The organism is Streptomyces sp. NPDC057616, from assembly GCF_042800575.1.
Classification (GTDB): Bacteria; Actinomycetota; Actinomycetes; order Streptomycetales; family Streptomycetaceae; genus Streptomyces.
This window is the reverse complement of the sequence record NZ_JBHVGU010000012.1, coordinates 213,042-236,878: the sequence shown is the minus strand read 5'-3', so window position 1 is coordinate 236,878 and position 23,837 is coordinate 213,042. Positions and strand designations below refer to the sequence as shown.

Genomic DNA, 23,837 nt, shown 5'->3' with positions numbered 1-23,837 from the left:
GGCTCAGACCGCCTCTCCCTGCCGGGCGGCCGCGAGGCGGACCGCGTCCATGATCTTCTCGTAGCCGGTGCAGCGGCACAGGTTGCCCGACAGCGCCTCGCGGATGTCCGCGTCGCTCGGGTTCGGGGTGCGCTCGAGCATCTCGTCGGCGGCGACCAGCAGACCCGGCGTGCAGAAGCCGCACTGGACGGCTCCGGCGTCGATGAACGCCTGCTGGATCGGGGAGAGTTCGCCGCCCTCGCCCGTCTGCGAGTCCTGCCCCTTGGCGGCCCACTGCTGGGCGTCCTGCAGCGACGTGCCGCAGGCGCCGCTCGCGCAGCCGCCCTCGGAGCGCTGCTTGGCGAAGTCCGCCAGGCCCTCGACAGTGACGACCTCGCGGCCCTCGACCTGACCGGCCGCGACCAGGCAGGAGCAGACCGGGACGCCGTCCAGGCGGACCGTGCAGGAGCCGCACTCGCCCTGCTCGCAGGCGTTCTTGGAGCCGGGCAGGCCCAGGCGCTCGCGCAGGACGTAGAGCAGGCTCTCGCCCTCCCAGACGTCGTCGGCCTCCTGCCGGCGTCCGTTGACGGTGAAGTTGACGCGCATTACGCAGCTCCCTCGGTGATGCGGCGGGCGCCGCGGTACGACTCCCAGGTCCAGGTGAGCGTGCGGCGGGCCATGACGCCGACCGCGTGCCGGCGGTAGCTCGCCGTGCCCCGGACGTCGTCGATCGGGTTGCAGGCACCGGAGCACAGCTCCGCGAACTGCTTGGCGACCGACGGGGTGATGATCTTTCCGTTGTCCCAGAAGCCGCCCTCTTCGAGCGCCGCGTTCAGGAATTCCTCGGCGGTCTTGGCCCGGACGGGTGTGGGAGCGGCCGAACCGATGCCCGTGCGAACGGTCCGCGTCTGCGGGTGCAGCGCGAGACCGAAGGCGCACACCGCGATGACCATCGCGTTGCGGGTTCCGACCTTGGAGTACTGCTGCGGCCCGTCGGCCTTCTTGATGTGCACCCACTTGATGAGTTCGTCCGCGGCGAGTGCGTTCCGCTTCACGCCGGTGTAGAACTCGTCGATCGGGATACGGCGGCTGCCGCGCACCGACTCGACCTCGACCTCGGCGCCGGCCGCCAGCAGGGCGGGGTGGGCGTCGCCGGCCGGGGAGGCGGTGCCGAGGTTGCCGCCGACACCGCCGCGGTTACGGATCTGCGGGGAGGCGACCGTGTGCGAGGCGAGGGCGAGACCCGGCAGCTCGGCGCGCAGGTGCTCCATGATCTGCGTGTACGGGACGGAGGCGCCCAGCCGTACGCTCTCCTCGCCGACCTCCCACTCGAAGAGGTCGCCGACGCGGTTCAGGTCGAGGAGGTACTCGGGCCGGCGGTGGTCGAAGTTGATCTCGACCATCACATCGGTGCCACCCGCAATCGGCACAGCGGTGGGGTGCTCGGCCTTCGCGGCGAGCGCCTCCTGCCAGCTGGCGGGGCGAAGGAAGTCCATTGCCGGCTCTCTTCTTCGTCTCGTGGTCGTACGGATCGAGCCAGATCGGGTGCGGCGGTCGCGGCTCGTTCATGTGCTGTTTACGCGAAGTGGAGCCAGTACACAGCGCCGTACTCCGCCGGGGTCAGTCACGGAAACCATGAAGGAGTTGGCTGGCCAAGCCGGGCATCTTGTAGATTCGTATGAACGGAGGTCATCAGCAACCTCTTCGTTTTCCTGTAGAAACGCAGGAAACAGCCTGGCAATCGAAGGATGCGCCGGACGCGGCGGTCAGCGGGCACCTTCCACCGGCCCTCCTCACCCCACATCGTAGATTTCGAGACAAAGAACGGCGGCGACGAGAATGCGGCTGCGCGCACTGCTGGACACCGACGCGCTGGGCCTGCGGCTGCTCGGCGGCGACGACGAGCTCGACCGCACCGTGCGCGGTGTGATGACGACGGACCTGCGCGATCCCAGCCGCTACCTCTCGGGCGGCGAGCTGGTCCTGACCGGGCTGGCCTGGCGCCGGGACGCCGACGACTCGGAACCGTTCGTACGAATCCTCGCGCAGGCCGGGGTGGCCGCGCTCGCCGCCGGTGAGGCGGAGCTGGGGGCCGTCCCCGAGGACCTGGTCGCGGCCTGCGTGCGGCACCGGCTCCCGCTGTTCGCGGTGCACGAGTCGGTGGCGTTCGCGACGATCACCGAGCACGTGGTGCGGCAGGTGTCCGGCGAGCGCGCCGGCGACCTCGCGGCCGTCGTCGACCGGCACCGGCGGATGATGACCTCGGGCCCCACGGGCGGCGGCCCGGACGTGGTCCTCGACCTGCTCGGCTCCGACCTGGACCTGCGGGCCTGGGTGCTCTCCCCCACCGGGCGGCTCATCGCGGGCCCCAAGGTCGCGGGGCCCGGGATGCCCGCCGACCTCTGCGCCAAGCTGGCCGCGGAGCACCTGGCCGCCGCGCGCACGGGCCGGCGCGGGCCGCACCGGGTGACGCTCGGCCCGGCCACGTACAGCCTCTTCCCGATCCGGTCCTGGGGGCAGCGCCCGGCGCCGGCCGGGGGCGGGCGCGCGGCACAGGCCTCGCGGGACGTGCGCGAGACGGTGCTCTCCGACTGGCTGCTCGCCGTCGAGGCCGACGCCGGGGACTGGCCCGCGGAGCGGCTCGACCTGCTCCAGGGCGTCACCCAGCTGATCTCGGTCGAGCGGGACCGCCGGGACGCGGCCCGCACGGTGCGCAGACGGCTGGCGCAGGAGGTCCTGGAGCTGGTGCAGTCGGGCGCCGCGCCGGCCGAGATCGCGGCCCGGCTGCGGGTGGCCGCGCCGGTGCTGCTGCCCGGGCTCGGGGCCGCCCCGCACTGGCAGGTGGTGGTGGCCCGGGTCGAGTGGGAGGGCTCGGACATCGAGGCGGGGCCGGTCGCGCAGGCACTCCTGGAGGAGATCCTGGTCGACCCGCTCGCGACGGGCCCCGAGCCGTCCGACCGCATCGCCGTGGCGCACACGGGCGACGAGGCCATCGCGCTCGTACCGCTGCCCGCCGTCTCGGCCGAGCACGACGGCTCCGAGGCCGGGATCCTCGCGGACACGCTGCTGGAGTCCGTCCGGGACCCGCTGTCGGCGGGCCTGGACGACGACGGGCAGGTCACGCTCGGCGTCAGCGCCGCCGTGCACTCGGCGGAGGGGCTGCGCGGCGCGCTGGAGGAGGCACGGCACGCCCGGCGGGTGGCCGCGGCGCGGCCCGGACGGGTGTGCGCGGCGGGCCACCAGGAGCTGGCCTCGCACGTGCTGCTGCTGCCGTTCGTGCCGGACGACGTCCGCCGCGCCTTCACCGCCCGGCTGCTGGATCCGCTGCGCGACTACGACCGCCGCCACCGCGCCGAGCTGATCCCCACGCTGGAGGCGTTCCTCGACTGCGACGGCTCCTGGACGCGGTGCGCGACCCGGCTGCACCTGCACGTCAACACGCTGCGCTACCGGGTCGGGCGGATCGAGCAGTTGACGAGCCGTGATCTCTCGCGCCTCGAGGACAAGCTCGATTTCTTCCTGGCGCTGCGGATGAGCTGAGGTCACACGCGCCCCGGGCGTTGTGGCACCAAGTGCCGTCGGCGCCCACGACTTTGTGAAATCCTTCACCCACCCCCTTGGCCGGGCGCCGGAATTCGTGCTGAGATGCCGCCACCACTCATAGCTCGATGGCGTGCTCGGGGAGGGCAACGTGGCGCATACCGCCATGTCTGGTTACGGAACGACCGCTGGTGACGATCCCCTCCAGACCGCGGTATGGCGGCTGCGCTCGCGGGCCTGCTGGGCCGACGCGGCGGCGCTGCTCCCGCCCGGCACCGCGGATGCCGCTCTGCAGCGGACCGCGCTGCTGGTCGAGCGGTGTCTCTACACCGAGCAGGGCTGGGAAGAGGCCGAGGACGCGCTGCGCACGGCCGAGGCGCTGGCCCACACCGACGACGAGCGGGGCGCGGCCGCTTGTGAACGCGGGCACTTTGCGTACGCGGCGACGCTGCACGGAGTGCGCGACCGGGCCGACGAGGCGCGGGCGGCGCTGGGGCGGGCGGCGGCACTGATCGCGCCGGGCGCCGCGGGCCGGGCCGTGCTGGACTTCCGGCGGGGGCTGCTCGCGGAGAACCTCACCGGGTCGCCGCAGGCCGCCCGGGCGGCGTTCCGGCGGGCGCACGCGGGCGCCACGGCCCACTCCGACCCGCTGCTGCTGTCCTTCACCTGGCGCCACCTCGCCGGACTCGCGCTGCGGGAGGGCGAGCTGGCCGAGGCGCGGCACGGCTTCGCCGAATCCCTGCGCATCCGCGAGGAGTTGGGCTACCTGGTCGGCACGGCACCCGCGCTGGTCTCGCTGGCCGACACCGAACCGGAGCCGGAGGCGTCCCGCCTGCGCGAGGAGGCGCGACGCCTGTTCCGGCTGCTCGGGGGCGTACCGACGTGGCTGGCACGACAGTTGGCCCCACCGGCCGCCGGAGCGGCGACGGCCTGACCCTCACCCGGTGCGGCCCGACCCGTCAGCGGTGCAGGACCGTCGTGAGCAGGTGGTGGAGCGAGCCCAGGACGGAGTGGCGCAGCGCGGCGTCACGGGAGAGGACCACGGCCACGACGACCAGCAGCAGGAACGGGACGAGACCGCCGGCCCGTCCCCCGTGCCCCGTGTGGACCGGCGCGGGAGGCGGGCGGTGGCCGCGCCGCACGGCGTCCTGGACGGCCTGCTGATGAGCCCGCATGGCGCTCTGGTGGGCCTGCTGGTGAGCCTGTCGCGCCTGCTGCTGGGCCTGCTGCGCGGCCTGCTGGGCGTAGAAGGACGGGTCGGGCATCGGTGTCACCTCCGTCGCCGGCACGCACTGTCCGTGCCGTGTGCGGACGTCCACGCACGGCGCGCGGTGCGGGTTCGCCGCGTCGGGAACCGTCACCTGGAGCCCACCGTTCCGTGACGGCGGCCCGTCCCTCAGGGCGCTGAGGTGAAGTGCTCCCCCACCAGTCCCCGTACCACCTCGAGGTCGCGGGCGATCAACGCGTCGAGCAGGGCCGCGTGTTCGGCCGCGTCCGCGAGGAGCGCGGTGCGGCCGCGGGACGCCGGGGCGCCGACGAGGGGCCACTGGGCCCGGCGGTGGAGGTCGTCGGCGACCTGGACGAGCTGCTCGTTGCCGGAGAGGGAGAGCAGGCCGCGGTGGAAGGCGCGGTCGGACTCGGCGTACGTGGCGCGGCAGCCGGAGGAGGCGGCGCGGACCGTCGCCTCGGCCAGCGGGCGCAGTTGCGCCCAGCGCTCGACCGGGACCGTGCGGGCCAGCCGCAGCACCACCGGGACCTCGATCAGGGCGCGGACCTCGGCCAGTTCGGCCAGTTCACGGGTGCCGCGCTCGATCACCCGGAAGCCGCGGTTGGGGACCACCTCGACCGCGCCCTCGAGCGCCAGCTGCTGCATCGCCTCGCGGACGGGCGTCGCGGAGACCCCGAACCGCTCGCCCAGCGCCGGGGCCGAGTAGACCTCGCCCGGGGCCAGCTCGCCCGCGACCAGCGCCTTGCGCAGCGCGGCGAGGATCTGGCCGCGCACGGAGGCACGCTGCACCGGGCGGGGGCGCGGGATCGGGGGCTCGCTGTGCGTGTGCTCGCCGCGCGTGGCACCCGAGGCGTCGTCTCCGCGCTCGGCGCTTCCCGCGCGCTCGCCTCCGCCCGCGCGGGTGGGGCCCCAGCGCTCCCGGTCGACGTCCGCCGCGGCGGGCTGCTGCGGCACCCGCGGCACGGCCGCCGTCCACACCTCGGGAGTCCCCGTCTCCGCCGAGCCCTGTGCGCTCTGCCTCACGGGTCCTCCTTCGGACGTATCGGTACTTGGGGCCATTACGACGGGTTGTTACTCGTCCGTCAAGCACCATAGGCGCAGGAGCCGTCAGTTCAAACCTCTACGAATACGGGTAAGGTAAGGCTTACCTCCAAACGATCCCGGATCGGCGGTTCCGCATGCCCGTGCACACCCCCGTGCCCCCGTCGGTGCTCGCGGCCGCGTACACCCGGCTGACCACCGCTTTTCCGGGCCTGGAGATCACCCAGCTCGGCGCGGACGAGCCGGCGCCGAGGACCGGGGGCTGGGTCGGCGCCGACGCGCTCGCCGAGGGCGGCACCGGCCTCACGGCCTTCCTGGAGTGGGACGACGCACAGGTGCGGCGGGACTACGGAACGCGAGCCCGCCCGGACGTCGTCGCGAGCTTCGGCCTGCACCGCTACGCCTGGCCCGCCTGCCTGCTGATCACCGTGCCGTGGTTCCTGCTGCGCCGGGTGCCCCGCCTCCCCGTCACGCACGTCGCCTACGACCGCACCGCGCCGGGCCTCTCCGCCGGCCGCCTGGCCGTGCGCCCGGCCGGCTTCGCCTGTCTGCCGGGCGATCCGGCCGCCGCCCTGCCCGGCGCACGCGTGGTCGCCGGCGAGGAGGCGCTGCGGGCGGAGGTGCGGGCCGCGGTCGCCGAGCACCTCGAACCGGTCCTGGCCGGGTTCGGGCCGCGGATGCGCCGGCGCGGCCGCGCCCTGTGGGGCATGGCGACCGACGAGATCGTCGAGGGTCTGTGGTACGTCGCCCACCTGCTCGGCGAGGAGCGGCGCGCGATGCGCGAGCTGGAGGCGCTGCTGCCGGGCGCCACGAAGCCGTACGCCGGGTCCGCCGCCTTCCGGGAGCTGACCGGGCCGGACGGCGAGGCGCTGCCCACCCGGGACCGGGCGAGTTGTTGCATGTTCTACACCGTGCGCCCCCAGGACACGTGTGCCACCTGCCCGCGCACCTGTGACGCGGACCGGGTGACCAAGCTGCTGGCCACGGCCGCGAGTTGAGGCACCCTCAGGCGCCGCGGACGCCGCCGGTCCCGTAGGATCGGCCGCGGTACGAGGCGCCCGCCCGGTTACCGGCAATTCACAACTTCCTCACTTGCCGCAGGAACTTTCCGTGGAACCACCCGTACGGGTAGTCTTATTCGAACTCAACTCCCGCCCCTCAAGCGGCAGTTCGAGCAGATCGCTGCCATGGGCATCCCCTTGCACTTCCTTGGCGGCCTCTTGCCCCGAAACCCCCTGAGGGCCGGAGGGATTGGGCCACTATGGCGGGCGTTACGCCCTATCCCAATGCAAGGGACCCCAGATGAGACTGACCGACATATCGCTGAACTGGCTGCTTCCGGGCGCCGTACTGCTCCTGGGCATGCTGGCGGCGGTGGCGGTGCTCGCGCGCAGCAAGCGGTCCGGGGAGCACGCGAAGACGGACGACTCGTGGGAGCGCAGCGAGGAGCGCCGCAGGCGCAAGGAAGCCATATACGGCACCGCTTCCTACGTCCTGCTGTTCTGCTGTGCGGCGGTCGCCGCGGCACTCTCCTTCCACGGTCTGGTCGGCTTCGGCCAGCAGAACCTCGGCCTCTCCGGCGGCTGGGAGTACCTGGTTCCGTTCGGCCTGGACGGCGCGGCCATGTTCTGCTCCGTGCTCGCGGTGCGCGAGGCCAGCCACGGTGACGCGGCGCTCGGCTCCCGGATACTGGTGTGGACGTTCGCGGGTGCCGCGGCCTGGTTCAACTGGGTGCACGCGCCGAGGGGCATCGACCACGCGGGCGCCCCGCAGTTCTTCGCCGGCATGTCGCTGTCCGCGGCCGTCCTGTTCGACCGCGCGCTGAAGCAGACCCGCCGCGCCGCACTGCGCGAGCAGGGCCTGGTGCCGCGTCCACTGCCGCAGATCCGCATCGTCCGCTGGCTGCGGGCCCCTCGCGAGACCTACAAGGCCTGGTCGCTCATGCTCCTGGAGGGCGTGCGCAGCCTGGACGAGGCGGTCGAGGAGGTGCGCGAGGACGAGCGGCAGAAGGAGTCCAACCGGCTGCGCCGGCGCGAGCAGGAGCGTCTGGAGCGGGCCCAGCTCAAGGCCATCAGCCGTGGGCACCGCGGGTTCATCGGCCGTGGCGGCGGCCGGCAGACCGAACCGCAGGCGCTGGAGCGGGGCTCCTCCGCCTCGGTCTCAGCGGAGCCTGCCATAGCGAACCCGGAGCCGCTGCCCGTACGCTCGCGTCCGTCCCTGCAGCCCGTCCGCAAGGGCGGTTCTGAACAGGTGACCGTCGATCTCACCGCGGAGGACGACACCATGGCCCTGCCGCGCCTCGACTCCCTGGAGCGCAAGCTCAAGGACCTGGAGCAGCAGTTCGGCTAGCAGTGGTGTGACGGAACAAGGGGGCGTGGCCTGCGGGCCGCGCCCCCTTCCCGTTGCCGCCGGGCCGGCTAGGCCGCCCCGGCGTCCAGTTCGAACCACACCACCTTCCCCACGCCGTGGGTGCGGACCCCCCAGGCGTCGGCGAGGGACTGCACCAGCAGCAGACCTCTGCCGTGCGTGCCGTCGTCGGTGTTGGTGACGCGCAGCCTGGGTCTGCGGGCCACGAAGTCCCGTACCTCGACCCTCAGGCCGCAGGGTGAGACGGTGGCCGTCAGGACCGCGTCGGTGTCGGTGTGGATGAGTGCGTTGGTGACGAGCTCGCTGGTCAGCAGCTCCGCCACCTCCGAACGGCCGGGCCTGCCCCACTGCGTGAGCAGCTCGCGCAGTGCCCTGCGTGCCTCGGGCACCGCCTTCAGGTCGGACCGTCCGAGTCTCTGCCGCAGCTGGGACGGCTCCGTCCGCCCCGTGCCGTCGTCGTCCTGTACCTCCGCCGTCTTCGCCGAGAAGGCCCCGATCGCCATGGGACCGCCCCCTCGCGCCTGCCTCTTCATGACCCCCGCCCGCGTGCCGATGTCGGTCCCCTCCGTGTCGAACACGTTCACGGGGGATGCTTGCCCCTCTGCGCACGCGCCAGTCATGTCGATTGCTCAACGACCAGGCGTTCGGCCACGGATGCGACGATTCCGGCCGGGTAGGTGCCACCCTGGGCAGTGCCGTCCGAGCGCCGAGGGAGCCGCCGTGCACGACGACCGATTGCTGGTGGAGGCGCGGCTGGAGCGCGCCATGGGACAGTTCGTGCGACCCGCCCAGTACGCGGAGCGTGTGCCCCTGGTCCTGTCCGTCTGGCATGTGCCGGGCGAGCCGGTTCCCGTGCACGAGGCGCTGCAGGCCGAGTTCGCCCCCTTCACCGCCGGAACGGCGTGGGGAAAGCCCTGGTCGACGAGTTGGTTCCGGTTGACCGGCCAGGTGCCCGAGGGGTGGGCGGGCCGCCGCGTCGAGGCGGTGATCGACCCCGGTTTCTCCGGCGACGGCCCCGGCTTCCAGGCCGAGGGACTCCTCCACGACGCCTCCGGCGTGCCGTTGAAGGGCATTCACCCGCGCAACCGGCACCTGGCCGTCGGCTCACCGGCGAGCGGAGGCGAACCGGTGCATCTGCTTCTGGAGGCGGCCGCCAATCCGGCTGTTCTGCACGGCTTCGCACCTACGCGCCTGGGTGACGTGCTGACCGCCGGGGATCGGCCCATCTACCGGTTCCGCTCTGCCGACCTCGCCGTACTCGACGAAGGCGTGTGGCAGTTGGTGCTGGACGTGGAGGTGCTGTCGGAGCTGATGCACGAGCTGCCGATGGACCGGCCGCGCCGGCACGAGATCCTGCGCGCCCTGGAGGACATGCTCGACGCCCTCGACCTGCACGACGTCTCCGGTACGGCGCCTGCGGCCCGGGCCGCGCTGGCCGACGTGCTGTCCCGTCCCGCCTCGGCCAGCGCGCACCGGATCTCCGCGACCGGGCACGCGCACATCGACTCGGCGTGGCTGTGGCCGCTGCGCGAGACGGTCCGCAAGGCCGCGCGCACCTTCGCCAACGTCACGGCGCTCGCGGCCGACTACCCGGAGCTGGTGTTCTCCTGCTCGCAGGCCCAGCAGTACGCCTGGGTGCAGCAGAACCAGCCGCACATCTGGGAGCGGATCAAGAAGGCGGTGCGGGACGGCAACTGGGCCCCGGTGGGCTCGATGTGGGTGGAGTCGGACGCCAACATGCCCGGCGGCGAGGCGCTCGCGCGGCAGATCGTGCACGGAAAGCGGTTCTTCGCCGAAGAACTCGGCGTGGAGACCGAGGAGATCTGGCTGCCGGACTCCTTCGGCTACACCGCGGCCTTTCCGCAGCTCGCGAAACTGGCCGGAATCCGCTGGTTCCTGACCCAGAAGCTGAGCTGGAACCAGTCCAACAAGATGCCCCACCACACCTTCTGGTGGGAGGGCATCGACGGCACCCGCGTCTTCACCCATTTTCCGCCCGTGGACACCTACAACTCCCAGCTGCACGGCCGCGAACTCGCCCACGCCGAGCGGAACTTCGCCGACAAGGGCCGTGCCACCCGCTCGCTGGTCCCCTTCGGCTGGGGCGACGGCGGCGGCGGTCCGACCCGCGAGATGCTGGAGAGGGCCCGCCGGCTGCGGTCGCTGGAAGGGTCGCCGCGCGTCGAGGTGGAGAAGCCGGCGGCCTTCTTCGCCGCCGCCGAGCAGGAGTACGGGCCGCAGGCGCCGGTGTGGTCGGGCGAGCTGTACCTGGAGCTGCACCGGGCCACCTACACCACCCAGGCCAAGACCAAGCAGGGCAACCGGCACTCCGAACACGCCCTGCGGGAGGCCGAGTTGTGGTGCGCGACGGCGGCCGTACACGATCCGTCGTACGCCTACCCGTACGACGCGCTGGACCGCCTGTGGAAGACGGTGCTGCTGCACCAGTTCCACGACATCCTGCCCGGCTCGTCCATCGCCTGGGTGCACCGGGAGGCGCGCGAGACCTATGCGCGGGTGCTCACCGAGATCGAGGAGATCACCGCCGAGGCGGTGGCCGCGCTCGGGACGGGCGGGCCGGTGGTGCTCAACGCCTCGCCGTATCCGCGCACGGAGGTGGTCGCGAGCGGGCTGGTGACGGTGCCGGGCCTGGGCGGCGCGGCGGTCACGGACACCGCGGACGACACCGTACGGGCGCGGCAGGACGGCGGCGCGTACGTGCTGGAGAACTCCCGGCTGCGGGTGACCGTGGACGAGCGGGGCCTGCTGTCCTCCGTCCGCGACCTGGCCGCCGGCCGCGAGGTGCTGTGCGGCCCGGGCAACCTGCTCCAGCTGCACCCCGACCACCCCAACGCCTGGGACGCCTGGGACATCGACCGGCACTACCGGCGCCGGCACACGGATCTCACCGACGTCGAGTCGGTGGAGCTGGTGGCGGACGGGCCACTGGCGGCGGCGGTGCGGGTGACCCGCCTGTTCGGGAAGTCCCGGATCACGCAGGAGATCCGGCTGGCGGCCGCGGGCCGCCGCGTCGACGTCGTGACGGACGTCGACTGGCAGGAGTCGGAGAAGGTCCTGAAGGCCGCCTTCCCGGTCGACGTGCACGCCGAACGCTCCACGGCGGAGATCCAGTTCGGGCATGTGCACCGCCCGACGCACGCCAACACCTCCTGGGACGCGGCCCGTTTCGAGATCTGCGCGCACCGCTGGCTGAGGGTGGCGGAGGACGGCTACGGCGTGGCGGTCCTCAACGACTCGACGTACGGCCACGACGTGACCCGTACGCCGCACGAGGCCGGCCTCGGCACGACCGTACGGCTGACGCTGCTGCGCGCCCCGCACAGCCCCGACCCGGAGACGGACCTGGGCACGCACCGCTTCACGTACGCGCTGCTGCCGGGCGCGGACGTCGGGGACGCCGTCGCCGAGGGGCTCGCGCTCAACCTGCCGTTGCGGGTGGCGCCCGCGCCCGCCGTGGAGCCGCTCGTCCGCGTCGACCACCCGGCCGTGACCGTCGAGTCGGTCAAGCTCGCCGAGGACCGCAGCGGCGACGTGGTGGTACGGCTCTACGAGTCCCGGGGCGGACGGGCGCGGGCCACGCTGACGCCCGGGTTCCCGGTGGCCGGGTCCGAGGTGACGGATCTGCTGGAACGGCCGCTGCGCGAGAGCGACTTGGCCTTCGAGCTGCGGCCGTTCCAGATCCTCACCGTGCGGCTGCGGCCGCAGTGACTACCTGGCCGCCGCGCCCTGCTCGCCGATGTGGACGATCTTGCGGCTGTCGCGGGCCATGTCGACCACGAGCTTGGTGGTGCTGCTCCTGCTCCAGGTGAGGGTGACGACGGCCTCCGTGCGGTTCGCGGTGCTGCCGTTGGCGGTGACCTTCCAGGCGAGCGGCACGTTCTGGGCGCGCAGGACGCCGTCGGCGTGCTCCCTGTCCTCCCAGGCGGCCAGTTCCTTCTGGAAGCCGGCGCTGAGGTAGTGGCTGCGCAGCGCGGTGCCGAGGTTGCCGCTGTCCTCGTCGGTGACCGCGTCGATGTAGGCGCCGTAGAAGTTCGCGATGCGGGTGATGTCGTCGGACGGCTTGCCGCTGACGCTGCGCGGCGTGCCGGCGGAGGCCGTGGCGGTGGCGCCGAGGCCGAGGGCGACGGCGAGGACGCCGGCGGTCAGGACGGTGCGGGTCTTGCCGGACATGTGTGTTCCCCGTTTTCGGTGTGTGCTGTGGTCGATGAGATGGTCGTGCCGGCCGCCCTCCCGACCCCCGTGGCGGGAGGGCGGCCCCGGTGCTGCGGTCAGTGGAGCTTGTTCACGGCCGTGACGGCCGTCTTCTTGAAGGCCTTCACCGGGGCGCCCTCGAAGCCGCCCAGCTGGGCCCAGTTGACGACCGTGACGGTCCGGCCGTCCCGGCCGGCCGCCAGGAGCCGGACGTCGGTGGCCCCCCAGGACGTCTCGGTGTGCAGCCCGTAGACGTGGGCGCCCTCCTCGACGGCGAGCCTCCCGTAGTCCTTCCCCGTCGCCTCGGTCTCCGGGTCGGCCGCCTCGATCCGCCGCGGGCAGGACCTGATGTCCTTGTCCAGGGCCGAGACCAGGGCCTTGGCCGAGCGGACGTCGGGCAGCACGACGGTGATCTGGCGGGCGTTGGTGTCGAGGTCCGTCCGGAAGTCGCGGTGCCAGGCCCGCTCGTGCCCCGGCAGGGCCCGCAGACAGGCGTCCCACTCCGTGTCCTCCGGTACGCCGGCGGCGGCCTTGTCCGCCGTCCAGGTCGAGGACGGGTGCGGCGGCAGGTCCCTGGCCGCGAGGAAGCCGGGCGCGGTGGTCGCCGCGTTCGCCGGGGCGGCGAGAGCGGTGCCGAGGGCGAGGCCCGCGGCGGAGAGTGCGAGGAGCGCGCCTGCTCGGGTGCGCTTGGGCATGGATGTCCCCCCGTGGATGAGTGCATGGGTCGAGAATCGGTGCATGGGTGCGGGATGCCGCCCCGCCGGCGGATGGTCCGTCCGGCCCCGGTCGGTGCGACACCAAGAGCATCGGCCGCCACCGGGGCCCGGCGCAACGACAGACGGCCCATCGGCGACGGTGGAACCATCCCAGCCCATCTGACGTGCAGGTATATGAGTGCCTGGGATACGGGGACACGGTGGACGACGGGGGAAGAGTGGAGACTCGGGACGACGTCGAGGAGTTCGCGGCTCTGCTGCGCCGGCTGAAGGCGCGTACGGACCGGAGCTACGGCTCACTGGCCCGCCGCCTGAACATGAACACCTCCACGCTGCACCGGTACTGCGCGGGCGAGGCGGTACCCCAGGACTTCGCGCCCGTCGAGCGGCTCGCGGCCTTCTGCGAGGCGGCCCCGGACGAACGCCTCGAACTGCACCGCCTGTGGCTGCTGGCCGTGGCGGCACGTCAGCGGCCCCGGGCCACGGGCACGACCACCGAAGGTGCCTCGCCCGAGAACGGCGGGTCCGACACCGACGATGCCTCGCCGCAGGACGCCGGGCCCGATGAAGGGGTCTCTCCGCAGGGGGCAGGGCCCGACGACGGTGCGTCGCCACGGGACGCCGGACCTGCCGAAGGTGCCTCGCCGGAGCGTGCCGAACACCCCGCGCCCTCCCCCGCCGCGGCCGCCCGCCCCTGGTACCGCCGCCGGCGCGTGCTCGTGTCCACCGCCGTCGCCTGTGCGCTGCTCGCCACCCTCGGCGGGCTGTCGGCCCTGTCGGACGATCACTCCTCGGACACGGCCGGGCCGCGTTCCGACTCTGTGCCGGGGACGAGTGCTCCCGCGGCACCCCACGATTCGCCGACGCCGAAGCGGTCCGCGAGTTCGTCTCCCGGCGGCACTCCGAGCGCGTCCGCGTCCGCCGCCGGGAAGAAGTCCGCCGGTTCGTCCGCCGGTCCGGGCCAGGACCCCACCGGCGCCGGCCGGCCGGTCACCGGTGTGCCCCTCGCCTGGCACGCGGACTCCCAGGTCTGGCAGAACGGCTGCGGCCACGACTACGTCGTCGACAAGCCGCCCGCGCAGGTCCCGCCGCCCCCGGTGCAGCAGGACGCCGGGACCTGGGCGGCCACGCAGGGCGCGGTGCACGGGCGGCAGACGATGGTGCAGATCTCCGTGCAGGGGCGGTCCTCCACCGCCGTGGTCCTGGAGGCGCTGCGGGTGCGCGTCGTCAGCCGCGGCACCCCGGCCGCCGGCAGCGCGTACGCCATGGACCAGGGCTGCGGCGGCGAGCTCACCCCGCGCAGCTTCACCGTGAACCTCGACGCCGACCGCCCCGTGGCCCGCCCGAAGGACGGCGCGGACAGCCAACACACCATCCCCGCCGTGCACTTCCCCTACCGCGTCTCGGCCGAGGACCCGGAGGTGCTGCTGGTCGACGCGACCACGCAGGCCTACGACGTGCGCTGGTACCTGGAGCTCGACTGGTCCTGCCAGGGCAGCAGCGGCACGCTGCGCATCGACGACCACGGCCGCCCGTTCCGCACGAGCGGCATCAAGGGCATGCCGCGCTACTGGTACGGCACCAACGGCGCCGGCGACCGCGCCTGGGTCCCCTACGACAGCTGAGCCCCACGGCCGTCGGGGCGCTACGGCCGCGGCATGTTGCGGAGGTTGGAGCGGGCCATCTGCACCATGCGCCCGACCCCGCCGTCCAGCACGATCTTCGACGCAGACAGGGCGAAGCCGGTCACCATCTCGGCGCTGATCTTCGGCGGGATGGACAGGGCGTTGGGGTCGGTGACGATGTCGACGAGCGCCGGGCCCTTGTGCTTGAAGGCGTCCTTCAGGGCGCCGTGCAGGTCCTTGGGCTTCTCGACCCGCACACCGTGGGCCCCGCAGGCGCGGGCGACGGCCGCGAAGTCGGGGTTCTTGTTGGTGGTGCCGTAGGAGGGAAGACCGGCGACCAGCATCTCCAGCTCGACCATGCCGAGCGAGGAGTTGTTGAAGAGGACGACCTTCACCGGGAGGTCGTGCTGCACCAGGGTCAGGAAGTCGCCCATCAGCATGGAGAACCCGCCGTCCCCTGACATCGAGACGACCTGCCGCCTGCGGTCGGTGAACTGGGCCCCGATCGCCATCGGCAGCGCGTTGGCCATCGAGCCGTGGGAGAAGGAACCGATGATGCGGCGGCGGCCGTTGGGCGAGATGTAGCGCGCGGCCCAGACGTTGCACATGCCGGTGTCGACGGTGAACACGGCGTCCTCGTCGGCGAGTTCGTCGAGCACGGACGCCACGTACTCGGGGTGGATGGGCACGTGCTTCTCGACCTTGCGCGTGTAGGCCTTCACCACCCCCTCCAGCGCGTCCGCGTGCTTCTTGAGCATGCGGTCCAGGAAGCGCCGGTTCTGCTTGGTGCGTATCCGCGGGATCAGACAGCGCAGCGTCTCGCGCACGTCGCCCCACACGGCCAGGTCGAGCTTGGAGCGGCGGCCCAGGTGCTCGGGCCGTACGTCGATCTGCGCGATCTGGACGTCGTCGGGGAGGAAGGCGTTGTACGGGAAGTCGGTGCCGAGCAGGATCAGCAGGTCGCACTCGTGGGTGGCCTCGTAGGCGGCGCCGTAGCCGAGCAGTCCGCTCATGCCGACGTCGTAGGGATTGTCGTACTGGATCCACTCCTTGCCCCGAAGGGCGTGTCCCACGGGCGACTTGACCTTCCCGGCGAACTCCATGACCTCCGCGTGGGCGCCCGCCGTGCCGCTGCCGCAGAACAGGGTGATCTTCTCGGCGCGGTCGATCATGTCGACGAGGCGGTCGATCTCGGCGTCGCCGGGGCGGACGCTGGGCCGGGAGGTGACCAGCGCGGTCTCGGCGGCCCGCTCCGGGGCGGGCTGGTCGGCGATGTCGCCCGGCAGGGAGACCACGCTGACGCCGCCGCGCCCGACCGCGTTCTGGATGGCGGTCGTCAGCAGGCGGGGCATCTGCTTCGGGTTGGAGATCAGCTCGCTGTAGTGGCTGCACTCGCGGAACAACTGGTCGGGGTGGGTCTCCTGGAAGTAGCCGAGGCCGATCTCGCTGGACGGGATCTGCGAGGCCAGGGCGAGGACGGGCGCCATCGAGCGGTGGGCGTCGTACAGGCCGTTGATGAGGTGGAGGTTGCCGGGCCCGCAGGAGCCGGCGCAGGCGGCCAGCTGTCCGGTGATCTGGGCCTCGGCACCGGCCGCGAAGGCGGCGGTCTCCTCGTGGCGGACGTGCACCCAGTCGATGGCGGCGTTGCGGCGTACGGCGTCCACCACCGGGTTGAGGCTGTCGCCGACGACGCCGTAGAGGCGCTTGACTCCGGCGCGGACGAGGATGTCGACGAACTGCTCGGCGACGTTCTGCTTGGCCATGGCTGTCAGTGCCCTTCGGTCTCCGCGGTCTGCGTCTTTCGGATCCCTCCGGGTTCCATCAATTCACAGCGCGGGCCCTCACGCCTCCCAAACCGCCGCGGCCGTCCGGTCGTCCGCGTACCCCTTGACCCTGACCTGGGTGTCGGAGAGGAAGGAGGCGAGACCGGGCGGGTTGGCCCCGGACCACCGGGTCGCCAGGTGGCGGCACAGGTCGGGCTCGCCGCGCAGGGGTTCGGCGAGACCTCCGGTGCACATCAGCAGCGCATCACCCGTGCGGGCGACGGAGGCGCGGAACCGGAAGGGTTCGCGGGGCGGTTCGGGTGCGGGGTCGTACGGGCTCGGGGGCGTGGGGATGCCGAGGTCCATGGTGAGCCGGTCGCCCTCGGGGGTCTCGGCCGGCAGGGAGCCGAAGCCGACGACGGGTTCGCCGGCGACCTCGCCCACGCGCGGCTCGATGTCCTGCCAGTCGCCGTCGCGCAGCCGGAACAGTCCGCCGGCGCCCACGCCGAAGAAGACGCGGGTGCGGCACTCCGGGTCGGCCGGCAGCAGCAGGCAGCGCAGGGTGGCGGCGTACTCCTCCGGCTCGATGCCCTGCTCGGCTGCGCTCGCGCGGAGCTTGCCGAGGCTGCGGTCGGTGAGGCGGTGCAGGCCCGACTTGAGGTCGCCGCGCCGGCCGGCCCTGATGTCCTCGGCGAGCCGGGCATGGCTGCGGCCGACGGCCCGGCCGATCCAGTGGCAGGCCTCGGCGGCGGCCCGGTGCGCACCCGGGGTGGCGCGGGCGCCGGTGGCCATCGCGACCAGGACCAGGGCCTGTTCGCCGGTGCCGAAGCGGGCGGTGAGCAGGGAGTCGCGGCGCGGCTCGCCGCGGTAGCGCGCGGAGTCCCCGCGGACGGAGGCGGCGCGCAGGACGCAGGCGCCGTAGCGGGCGCCGTCGAGCACGGTGTCCGCGACCAGGTCGTCGAGGTCGTCCGGGTCGGCGGGCGGCAGCGCGGTGGGCTCGGCCTCGTAGGTGGGCGGGCCCGAGCCGACGTAGTCGACCGGGGACGGCGGGAGGGTGGGGACGTCCAGCCGTGTGGCGGTGCGGGCGGCCTGTCCGTCGGGCGCGGGCTCCGGCGGCGGCTCCGCGCCGGCACCACCGGTGTCCGCGACGGTGTCCGTCACGGAGGCGGCCGAGGCTGCGGAAGCGGCCGGAGCGACGGAGGCGGCCGAGGCGGGGGCCGTCGTGGCGGGGGTCTCCGTCGAGGTGCGGTCACCGGATGGGGCGCCGGACTCGACCCCGCTTCGGGCGCCGGACTGCACGCCGGACTGCGCGGAGACCGGTGCCGGGCCCGCGGGTGCGGCCGGCGGCGGCTCCCAGGGGGCGCGCTGCGGGGCGATCGCGGCGCGGGGCGGTGCCGGGGGCGCCTCGGCGCCCTCGTGCTCGGCTCCGCCGACGGCTCCCGAGGCGGAGGCGAACCGGTCGTCCAGGCTGTCGGGCGCGGGTGTGGGCCCCGTGTCCTCGGTGGCCTCGTCGTACAACTGCCCCCACCAGTCGTCGTCGTGACCGGTGGGACTTCCCCCCTGCTGGCTCATGCCCCCAATTGTCCACCGACCGGGCCGTATGAAAACGGGGCATCAGGAAAATCGGGCACGGCACTCCGCCTCGAACGGCGCGCTGTCCGCCTCGAACGGCGCGTCGGGGGGGCCGTCGAACGGCCGTGCGTCAAGGCCGCCGGGCGGTTCCACCCCCCACGGGAGAACCGCCCGGCGACGTGGGAGTGACCCGGGCCCGAATCCCCTTCGTGCCGGCGCTGCGCCGACGGCACGTCTCGGGCCCGGATCACGCTCTGGATGCCCGGATCACGCCAAGGTCCCGGTCGACCGGACCCGAGTGTGACCGATGTACCTGAAGATCCGCCGTGCGGCGCGGACGCGCCCCCTCCGCCTCGCACACGTGCTGATCAACCCAGGCGTGCCCACACCTTGGCAGAGTGCCGGGTGATACGGCGATGATGTGCCGAGGCGGGTTTGCGCCGTGGCTGTTTTCCGCCACCGCGCACCCCGCGCGGAACGTCGGGGAGGGCGGGAGACCGATGCTGGGCGTGCTGGGGCTGGACGAGACGCACGAGTCGGCGTACCGGGCGCTGGTGTCCGTGGGCGCGGCGGACGTGCCCGATCTCGCGCGGCGGCTGGTGCTCGGCGAACAGGACACCGAGCGCGCGCTGCGCCGGCTGGAGCGGCACGGGCTCGCCGCGCAGTCCTCGGCCCGGCCGGGGCGCTGGGTGGCGGCGCCGCCCGCGGTGGCGCTGGGCGCCCTGCTCACCCAGCAGCGGCACGAGCTGGAGCAGGCGGAGCTGGCGGTGGCGCTGCTCGCGGAGGAGTACCGGGCGGCCGCGGCCGAGCCCGCCGTGCACGACCTGGTCGAGGTGGTGATCGGCGCGGCCGCGGTCGCCCAGCGCTTCCTGCAGCTTCAGCTCGGGGCGAGCGAGGAGGTGTGCGCCCTGGTCACCGGCGCCCCGGTCGTGGTCACCGGCCCGGACAACGAGGCGGAGGAGCAGGCGGCCGGGCGCGGGGTCCGCTACCGGGTGGTGGTCGAGCGCTCGGTGCTGGACCTGCCGGACGGCATCACCGAGCTGTCCGCCGCGCTCGGCCGCGACGAGCAGGTGCGGGTGGTGGACCGGGTGCCGACCAAGCTGGTGGTGGCCGACCGGACGCTCGCCCTGGTCCCGCTGACCACGCACACCGCGGAGCCGGCCGCGCTGGTCGTCCACGAGAGCGGGCTGCTGGAGCTGCTGTCCGGGCTGTTCGAGTCGGTGTGGCGGGACGCGCTGCCACTGCGGCTGGGGGCGGACGGGGTCACCGAGCAGCAGCCGGACGGGCCCGACGCCACGGACCTGGAGGTGCTGTCGCTGCTGCTGGCCGGCCTGACGGACGCGAGCGTGGCGAAACAGCTGGACCTGGGGCTGCGGACCGTGCAGCGCCGGGTCAAGCGGCTGATGGAGCTGACGGGCGTGACGACCCGGCTGCAGCTCGGCTGGCACGCGTACGAGCGGGGCTGGGTGGCCCGGGACCACTCGGGCTGAGCACGGCCGATCACGGCTGATCTGCGGCTTCCGCGCTCCTCCGGCACCCTGGTCAGATGGGAGTGTGGGACCTCCTGCTGGTCGGACTGGTCCTCCTGCTCGGCCTGTGCGGAGTGCTGGTGCCCGGGCTGCCGGGGTCGTGGCTCGTGTGGGCCGCCCTGCTGTGGTGGGCGCTGAAGGATCCGCAGCCGGTGGCGTGGTTCGTGCTGGTGGGGGCGACCGTCGCGCTGTTTCTCGCCCAGGTGGTGCGCTGGGCCCTGCCGCCCAGACGGCTGCGCGCGTGCGACGCCACCGCCCGCACCTGGGCCTGCGCGGGGGCGGGCGCGTTCCTCGGCTTCCTCCTGATCCCCGTGCTCGGCGCGATCCCCGGCTTCATGGGCGGCATCTACCTCTGCGAGCGCCACCGCCTGGGACGGCACGGGGAGGCGATGGCGGCGCTGCGGACCGCTATGCGCTCGGGCGGCTCCAGCCTGCTGGCGGAGCTGTTCACGTGCCTGCTGATCGCGGGGGCGTGGCTGGGGGCGGTGGTCTGGGGCTGACGGGTCCGGGGCTGACGCGGCGCCGAGCCAATGGGGCGGGCGTAGGTCCGGCGGCGTAGGGCGGGGACCGATGTGCGCGCCGGGGTGGCGTGTTTGGCTGGCGGGCATGACCGAATTCAGCGAGGCCGAGCGCGCGTATCTGAGATCGCAGCGGCTGGGGCGGCTGGCCACCGTCGACCCGCACGGGCAGCCGCAGGCGAACCCGGTCGGCTTCTTCCCGCAGGACGACGGCACGATCCTGGTCGGCGGCCATGCCATGGGCCGCACCAAGAAGTGGCGCAACCTCCGGCACAACCCCAAGGTGGCCCTGGTCGTCGACGACATCGTCAGCCTGCGCCCCTGGAGGGTCCGCGGCATCGACATCCGTGGCGAGGCCGAACTCCTCACCGGGCCGCACGAGTTGGGCCCGCACTTCAGCGAGGAGGTGATCCGCATCCACCCGCGCCGGATCCACAGCTGGGGCCTGGAGGACGACGGCACGTCCTAAGAGCCGGACACGCCCTGGAGGCTCCCCTCCAGGGTGAGCAGCCGCACCTTGCGCTCCAGGCCGCCCGCGTAGCCGGTCAACGATCCGTCCGCGCCGATCACCCGGTGGCACGGGCGGACGATCAGCAGCGGGTTGGCGCCGATCGCGCCGCCGACGGCCCGCACGGCGGCGCGGGAGGCACCGATACGGGCGGCGATCTCTCCGTACGTGGTGGTCGCCCCGTACGGCACGGACTCGACGGCGGCCCACACCCGCTCGCGGAACTCGCTGCCCGGCGTGCTGAACTCCAGCCGGAACTCCTTGAGTTCACCGGCGAAGTAGGCCGCCAGCTGCTCCTCGGCGGGGCGCAGGAGCGCGGGCTCGTGCCGCCAGCCGTCCTGCACCGTGCGGCCGTTCTTCTGCCCGGGCACCGAGAGGGAGGTCAGGGCGCCGCTCGGATCGGCGGTCAGGAGGAGGGGGCCGACCGGGCTGTCGACGCGGGTCCAGAGGGTGGTCATCACGGTCGGTCCAACTCTCCTGCTGCGCGCAGGTGTTGCAGGGCGTAGGAGCGCCAGGGGCGCCAGCTGTCGGGCACGTCCGGGCCGGGCGGGGCGACGTCCGGGTCGCCGAGGGCGCGGGTGCGGATCACGGCGACGGTAGCGGCGTCCAGGCCGGGCAGGGCCAGCAGGGCCGCCTCCGCGTCGTCGCGGTCGGCGCCGGGATCGAGGTGTACGGCGCCGTCGGCGAGGGCGGCCGTGAGCGCGCCGAGCGCGCCGTGGGGTTCGGCCCCGGCGAGGACGGCCGGCTCCGGGAAGAGATGGGTGAGGCCGCCGGAGGGCGAGTCGAGCGCCTTGCCGTACCGCCGCACCAGCCGCTCGGCCTGCGCCGTCCCGGCCACCGCGCGCACCGCCAGCTCCTCGGCGTCGGCGGCGCCCGGGGACCGCAGCCCCGGCCGGGCGGCGACCAGGGGAGCGAGCCGGTCGTCGGCGCCGAGCCGCTCGTCGACGGCGTACGGGTCGGCGTCGAGGTCGAACAGCCGCCGCAGCCGTCCGACGGCGGTGGTCAGATCGCGGGGGTCGGTGAGGTGCAGCCGGGCGTCCAGCCAGCCGCCGGGGTGGGGCCCGGACGCGGACCGGGCGCTGCCCGTCCGCTCGTCGACGGCGACGATGCCGGTGCCGTGCGGCAGCCGGAGCGTGCGGCGGTACGTCCGCCGCCCGCGCTCCCCGCTCATCTCCTCGACCCCGGGCACGGCCTCGCCGGCCAGCAGGTCGAAGACGGCACCGGAGCGGTACGGCCCCCGGTACGCGAGCCGCAGGGGGATCTCGGCGCCGGGGGTCCCCCGCCGCCCGGCCCGGCCCCCGTCCGGTGCGGTGGTCCGCAGCTGGGTCGGGGTGGCCGCGTACACCTCACGGATGGTGTCGTTGAACTGCCGCACGCTGGCGAATCCGGACGCGAACGCGATCTCCGTGATCGGCAGCCGCGTCGTCTGCACCAGCACGCGCGCGGTGTGCGCGCGCTGGGCCCGGGCGAGCGCGACGGGCCCGGCACCGAGCTCGGCGGTCAGCTGCCGCTGCACCTGCCGCGCGCTGTAGCCGAGCCGTGCCGCGAGCCCGGAGACGCCCTCGCGGTCCACGACGCCGTCCCCGATCAACCGCATGGCCCGCCCCACGACGTCCGCGCGGACGTTCCAGTCGGCCGATCCGGGCACGGCGTCCGGCCGGCACCGCCGGCAGGCCCGGAACCCCGAGCCCTGCGCGGCGGCGGCCGTCGCGAAGAACCGCACGTTGCGCCGCTTCGGCGTCACCGCCGGGCAGCTGGGCCGGCAGTAGATCCCGGTCGTCTCGACGGCGAAGAAGAACTCACCGTCGAAACGGGCGTCGCGGCTGCGTACGGCTTCGTAGCGTGTGTCCTCGTCCATCACGCTCTCCAGTCTCCGCCCTGGCGGCCCACCGGTCTGGCGGAAATCGGACGCGACACTGGGACCGTCCCGGCTTCTACCGGGTACGGCCGCGCTTCAGCTCCATCGCCGCGCGGCCCTCGGCCCCCTTCCGCTTCCAGTCGCGCCTGAGCTCGGCCCGCAGCCGCGCGTCGGTCTTGGCGACGATCCACTGGTTCTCCCGCATGAGCTTGCGGTAGCTCTCCAGCCGGCGGACCGGCAGGTCACCGGAGTCCAGCGCGGCGAGCACCGCGCACCCCGGCTCCGCCTCGTGGGCGCAGTCGTGGAAGCGGCACCGCTGCGCCAGTTCCTCGATCTCGGCGAATACCTGCCCGACACCGGTCTCGGCGTCCCACAGGCCGACGCCGCGCAGGCCGGGTGTGTCGATGAGGACGCCCCCGCCCGGCAGGGCGAGCAGGTTGCGCGTGGTCGTCGTATGGCGTCCCTTGCCGTCGACGTCCCGGGTGGCCTGCACCTCCATGACCTCGGCGCCGAGGAGCGCGTTGGCGAGGGTCGACTTGCCCGCGCCGGACTGGCCGAGCAGCACCGACGTGCCGCCCGAGACGGTGGCGACGAGGATGTCGAGCCCGCCCCCGTCCACGGCGCTGGTGGGCAGCACCTGCACGCCCGGTGCCGACAGCTCGACGTCCTGCACGAGGTGCGCCCGCGTCACCGGGTCCGGGACCAGGTCCGCCTTGGTGAGCACGACGAGCGGCTGCGCGCCGGACTCCCAGGCCAGGGCCAGGAAGCGCTCGATGCGCCCGAGGTCGAGCTCGGCCGCGAGGGACACGGCGACGATCGCGTGGTCGACGTTGGCGGCGAGGATCTGCCCCTCGGACCGCTTGGAGGAGGTGGAGCGCACGAAGGCGGTACGGCGCGGCAGATACGCGCGGACGTAGCGGGGGTTCCCGCCGGGTTCGACGGCGACCCAGTCGCCGGTGCACACGACCCGCATCGGGTCGTGCGGGGTGACGAACGCGGTGTCGGCCCGGACGATTCCGCCGGCGGTGACCACGTCGCACTGACCGCGGTCGACCCGGATCACCCGCCCGGGCAGGAGTCCTTCGGTGTCGTAGGGGGCGAACTCGTCCGCCCATGCGTCGTCCCAGCCGTAGGGAGTGAGCGCGGAGAAAACGGAAGCAGCAGAGCTGGAAGTCAAGGGGTGACCCTTCGAAGGGCGGCCCCGGCGAGGTGAGAGGTCGTCAGCCGGCGGCCACGGAGGTGGACGTGATGATCTGGATGCGGGCAGCGCTCGTCGCAAAGACAGCCATCGGTCGACACCTCCTCGGTCACACACTTGTCTCGGCACGGCGGCCGGGGGCCGCCGTGTGAACCGCCGCCACAGTAGCCCGTCGCGGCGGTG

21 protein-coding genes are annotated in these 23,837 nt (G+C 73.5%); 9 read left to right on the top strand and 12 right to left on the bottom strand.

The genetic code is table 11. The features are described from left to right. Positions 1–3: 3 nt before the first annotated feature. Both ACFU97_RS17690 and ACFU97_RS17685 read right to left on the bottom strand, forming a co-directional pair. Positions 4–585, bottom strand: a complete 582-nt coding sequence (locus tag ACFU97_RS17690) for a (2Fe-2S)-binding protein (protein ID WP_384257009.1) — start codon at positions 583–585, stop codon at positions 4–6. After that, positions 585–1,475, bottom strand: coding sequence for an FAD binding domain-containing protein (locus ACFU97_RS17685; protein WP_384257007.1), 891 nt, complete (start codon positions 1,473–1,475; stop codon positions 585–587). The genes ACFU97_RS17690 and ACFU97_RS17685 overlap by 1 nt, the downstream gene beginning before the upstream one ends. 343 nt (positions 1,476–1,818) lie before the next feature. Here ACFU97_RS17685 and ACFU97_RS17680 point away from each other — a divergent pair, with 343 nt between their 5' ends. Further along, complete coding sequence (locus tag ACFU97_RS17680) at positions 1,819–3,519, top strand: PucR family transcriptional regulator (RefSeq protein WP_384257004.1); 1,701 nt, start codon at positions 1,819–1,821, stop codon at positions 3,517–3,519. A 151-nt stretch (positions 3,520–3,670) separates the two neighbouring features. Beyond that, the gene (locus ACFU97_RS17675) at positions 3,671–4,453 is read left to right on the top strand and encodes a hypothetical protein (protein ID WP_384257002.1); all 783 of its coding nucleotides are present in this window, start codon (positions 3,671–3,673) and stop codon (positions 4,451–4,453) included. 25 nt (positions 4,454–4,478) lie between these two features. Here the strand turns inward: ACFU97_RS17675 and ACFU97_RS17670 are convergent, their stop codons facing one another. Together ACFU97_RS17670 and ACFU97_RS17665 are read right to left on the bottom strand one after the other, a co-directional pair. Further along, a complete protein-coding gene (locus ACFU97_RS17670) occupies positions 4,479–4,784 on the bottom strand; it encodes a hypothetical protein (protein ID WP_384257000.1) in 306 nt (101 codons plus the stop codon). Positions 4,785–4,915: 131 nt separating this feature from the next. After that, positions 4,916–5,770, bottom strand: a complete 855-nt coding sequence (locus ACFU97_RS17665) for a GntR family transcriptional regulator (protein ID WP_384256997.1) — start codon at positions 5,768–5,770, stop codon at positions 4,916–4,918. A 155-nt stretch (positions 5,771–5,925) separates the two neighbouring features. On the opposite strand from ACFU97_RS17665, the gene ACFU97_RS17660 reads away from it, so the two are divergent. Both ACFU97_RS17660 and ACFU97_RS17655 read left to right on the top strand, forming a co-directional pair. Next, the gene (locus ACFU97_RS17660; protein ID WP_384256995.1) at positions 5,926–6,786 is read left to right on the top strand and encodes a (2Fe-2S)-binding protein; all 861 of its coding nucleotides are present in this window, start codon (positions 5,926–5,928) and stop codon (positions 6,784–6,786) included. A gap of 304 nt (positions 6,787–7,090) precedes the next feature. Next, complete coding sequence (locus ACFU97_RS17655) at positions 7,091–8,137, top strand: DUF2637 domain-containing protein (protein WP_384256992.1); 1,047 nt, start codon at positions 7,091–7,093, stop codon at positions 8,135–8,137. A gap of 68 nt (positions 8,138–8,205) precedes the next feature. On the opposite strand, the gene ACFU97_RS17650 is transcribed toward ACFU97_RS17655, so the two are convergent. Continuing rightward, positions 8,206–8,658: an ATP-binding protein gene (locus tag ACFU97_RS17650; protein WP_384256990.1), complete on the bottom strand. Its 453-nt coding sequence runs from the start codon at positions 8,656–8,658 to the stop codon at positions 8,206–8,208. A gap of 217 nt (positions 8,659–8,875) precedes the next feature. Between ACFU97_RS17650 and ACFU97_RS17645 the strand changes: the two genes are divergently transcribed. Next, complete coding sequence (locus ACFU97_RS17645; RefSeq protein ID WP_384256988.1) at positions 8,876–11,884, top strand: alpha-mannosidase; 3,009 nt, start codon at positions 8,876–8,878, stop codon at positions 11,882–11,884. On the opposite strand, the gene ACFU97_RS17640 is transcribed toward ACFU97_RS17645, so the two are convergent. Together ACFU97_RS17640 and ACFU97_RS17635 are read right to left on the bottom strand one after the other, a co-directional pair. Then, on the bottom strand, positions 11,885–12,346 hold the full coding sequence (locus tag ACFU97_RS17640) for a hypothetical protein (RefSeq protein WP_384256985.1): 462 nt from the start codon (positions 12,344–12,346) through the stop codon (positions 11,885–11,887). Between the two features lie 98 nt (positions 12,347–12,444). Continuing rightward, entirely contained in the window at positions 12,445–13,062 is a 618-nt protein-coding gene (locus ACFU97_RS17635; RefSeq protein ID WP_384256983.1) for a hypothetical protein, read from the bottom strand. A 239-nt stretch (positions 13,063–13,301) separates the two neighbouring features. On the opposite strand from ACFU97_RS17635, the gene ACFU97_RS17630 reads away from it, so the two are divergent. Further along, entirely contained in the window at positions 13,302–14,708 is a 1,407-nt protein-coding gene (locus ACFU97_RS17630) for a helix-turn-helix domain-containing protein (RefSeq protein WP_384256981.1), read from the top strand. A gap of 20 nt (positions 14,709–14,728) precedes the next feature. Here ACFU97_RS17630 and ACFU97_RS17625 read toward each other — a convergent pair whose 3' ends face one another. Next, the gene (locus ACFU97_RS17625) at positions 14,729–16,471 is read right to left on the bottom strand and encodes a pyruvate dehydrogenase (RefSeq protein ID WP_384256978.1); all 1,743 of its coding nucleotides are present in this window, start codon (positions 16,469–16,471) and stop codon (positions 14,729–14,731) included. Between the two features lie 78 nt (positions 16,472–16,549). After that, positions 16,550–18,043: a PP2C family serine/threonine-protein phosphatase gene (locus tag ACFU97_RS17620; protein ID WP_384256976.1), complete on the bottom strand. Its 1,494-nt coding sequence runs from the start codon at positions 18,041–18,043 to the stop codon at positions 16,550–16,552. Between the two features lie 500 nt (positions 18,044–18,543). Here ACFU97_RS17620 and ACFU97_RS17615 point away from each other — a divergent pair, with 500 nt between their 5' ends. From ACFU97_RS17615 to ACFU97_RS17605, 3 genes are all read left to right on the top strand, one after another. Further along, positions 18,544–19,533, top strand: a complete 990-nt coding sequence (locus tag ACFU97_RS17615) for a helix-turn-helix domain-containing protein (protein ID WP_384256974.1) — start codon at positions 18,544–18,546, stop codon at positions 19,531–19,533. Positions 19,534–19,589: 56 nt separating this feature from the next. Further along, positions 19,590–20,072: a DUF456 domain-containing protein gene (locus ACFU97_RS17610; RefSeq protein WP_384256972.1), complete on the top strand. Its 483-nt coding sequence runs from the start codon at positions 19,590–19,592 to the stop codon at positions 20,070–20,072. Positions 20,073–20,178: 106 nt separating this feature from the next. After that, complete coding sequence (locus ACFU97_RS17605) at positions 20,179–20,559, top strand: PPOX class F420-dependent oxidoreductase (protein ID WP_384256970.1); 381 nt, start codon at positions 20,179–20,181, stop codon at positions 20,557–20,559. Here ACFU97_RS17605 and ACFU97_RS17600 read toward each other — a convergent pair. The 3 genes from ACFU97_RS17600 to rsgA all read right to left on the bottom strand — a co-directional run bounded on the left by ACFU97_RS17600 (position 20,556) and on the right by rsgA (position 23,633). Further along, positions 20,556–21,056 (bottom strand): methylated-DNA--[protein]-cysteine S-methyltransferase, encoded by a 501-nt coding sequence (locus tag ACFU97_RS17600; protein ID WP_384257046.1) that lies wholly within the window; start codon positions 21,054–21,056, stop codon positions 20,556–20,558. The two genes, ACFU97_RS17605 and ACFU97_RS17600, sit on opposite strands and share 4 nt — an antisense overlap. Further along, positions 21,056–22,456 (bottom strand): DNA-3-methyladenine glycosylase 2 family protein, encoded by a 1,401-nt coding sequence (locus ACFU97_RS17595; protein ID WP_384256967.1) that lies wholly within the window; start codon positions 22,454–22,456, stop codon positions 21,056–21,058. Before ACFU97_RS17595 ends, ACFU97_RS17600 begins: the two co-directional genes overlap by 1 nt. Positions 22,457–22,532: 76 nt before the next feature. After that, positions 22,533–23,633, bottom strand: a complete 1,101-nt coding sequence (gene rsgA / locus ACFU97_RS17590; RefSeq protein ID WP_384256965.1) for a ribosome small subunit-dependent GTPase A — start codon at positions 23,631–23,633, stop codon at positions 22,533–22,535. Positions 23,634–23,837 lie beyond the last annotated feature (204 nt).

Bases quoted from the DNA above. Each gene is read 5' to 3' on its own strand.
- ACFU97_RS17690 (WP_384257009.1), bottom strand. From the start codon at position 585: ATGCGCGTCAACTTCACCGTCAACGGACGCCGGCAGGAGGCCGACGAC.
- ACFU97_RS17685 (WP_384257007.1), bottom strand. From the start codon at position 1,475: ATGGACTTCCTTCGCCCCGCCAGCTGGCAGGAGGCGCTCGCCGCGAAG.
- ACFU97_RS17680 (WP_384257004.1), top strand. From the start codon at position 1,819: ATGCGGCTGCGCGCACTGCTGGACACCGACGCGCTGGGCCTGCGGCTG.
- ACFU97_RS17670 (WP_384257000.1), bottom strand. From the start codon at position 4,784: ATGCCCGACCCGTCCTTCTACGCCCAGCAGGCCGCGCAGCAGGCCCAG.
- ACFU97_RS17660 (WP_384256995.1), top strand. From the start codon at position 5,926: ATGCCCGTGCACACCCCCGTGCCCCCGTCGGTGCTCGCGGCCGCGTAC.
- ACFU97_RS17655 (WP_384256992.1), top strand. From the start codon at position 7,091: ATGAGACTGACCGACATATCGCTGAACTGGCTGCTTCCGGGCGCCGTA.
- ACFU97_RS17650 (WP_384256990.1), bottom strand. From the start codon at position 8,658: ATGGCGATCGGGGCCTTCTCGGCGAAGACGGCGGAGGTACAGGACGAC.
- ACFU97_RS17640 (WP_384256985.1), bottom strand. From the start codon at position 12,346: ATGTCCGGCAAGACCCGCACCGTCCTGACCGCCGGCGTCCTCGCCGTC.
- ACFU97_RS17635 (WP_384256983.1), bottom strand. From the start codon at position 13,062: ATGCCCAAGCGCACCCGAGCAGGCGCGCTCCTCGCACTCTCCGCCGCG.
- ACFU97_RS17625 (WP_384256978.1), bottom strand. From the start codon at position 16,471: ATGGCCAAGCAGAACGTCGCCGAGCAGTTCGTCGACATCCTCGTCCGC.
- ACFU97_RS17620 (WP_384256976.1), bottom strand. From the start codon at position 18,043: ATGAGCCAGCAGGGGGGAAGTCCCACCGGTCACGACGACGACTGGTGG.
- ACFU97_RS17615 (WP_384256974.1), top strand. From the start codon at position 18,544: ATGCTGGGCGTGCTGGGGCTGGACGAGACGCACGAGTCGGCGTACCGG.
- ACFU97_RS17610 (WP_384256972.1), top strand. From the start codon at position 19,590: ATGGGAGTGTGGGACCTCCTGCTGGTCGGACTGGTCCTCCTGCTCGGC.
- ACFU97_RS17605 (WP_384256970.1), top strand. From the start codon at position 20,179: ATGACCGAATTCAGCGAGGCCGAGCGCGCGTATCTGAGATCGCAGCGG.
- ACFU97_RS17600 (WP_384257046.1), bottom strand. From the start codon at position 21,056: ATGACCACCCTCTGGACCCGCGTCGACAGCCCGGTCGGCCCCCTCCTC.
- ACFU97_RS17595 (WP_384256967.1), bottom strand. From the start codon at position 22,456: ATGGACGAGGACACACGCTACGAAGCCGTACGCAGCCGCGACGCCCGT.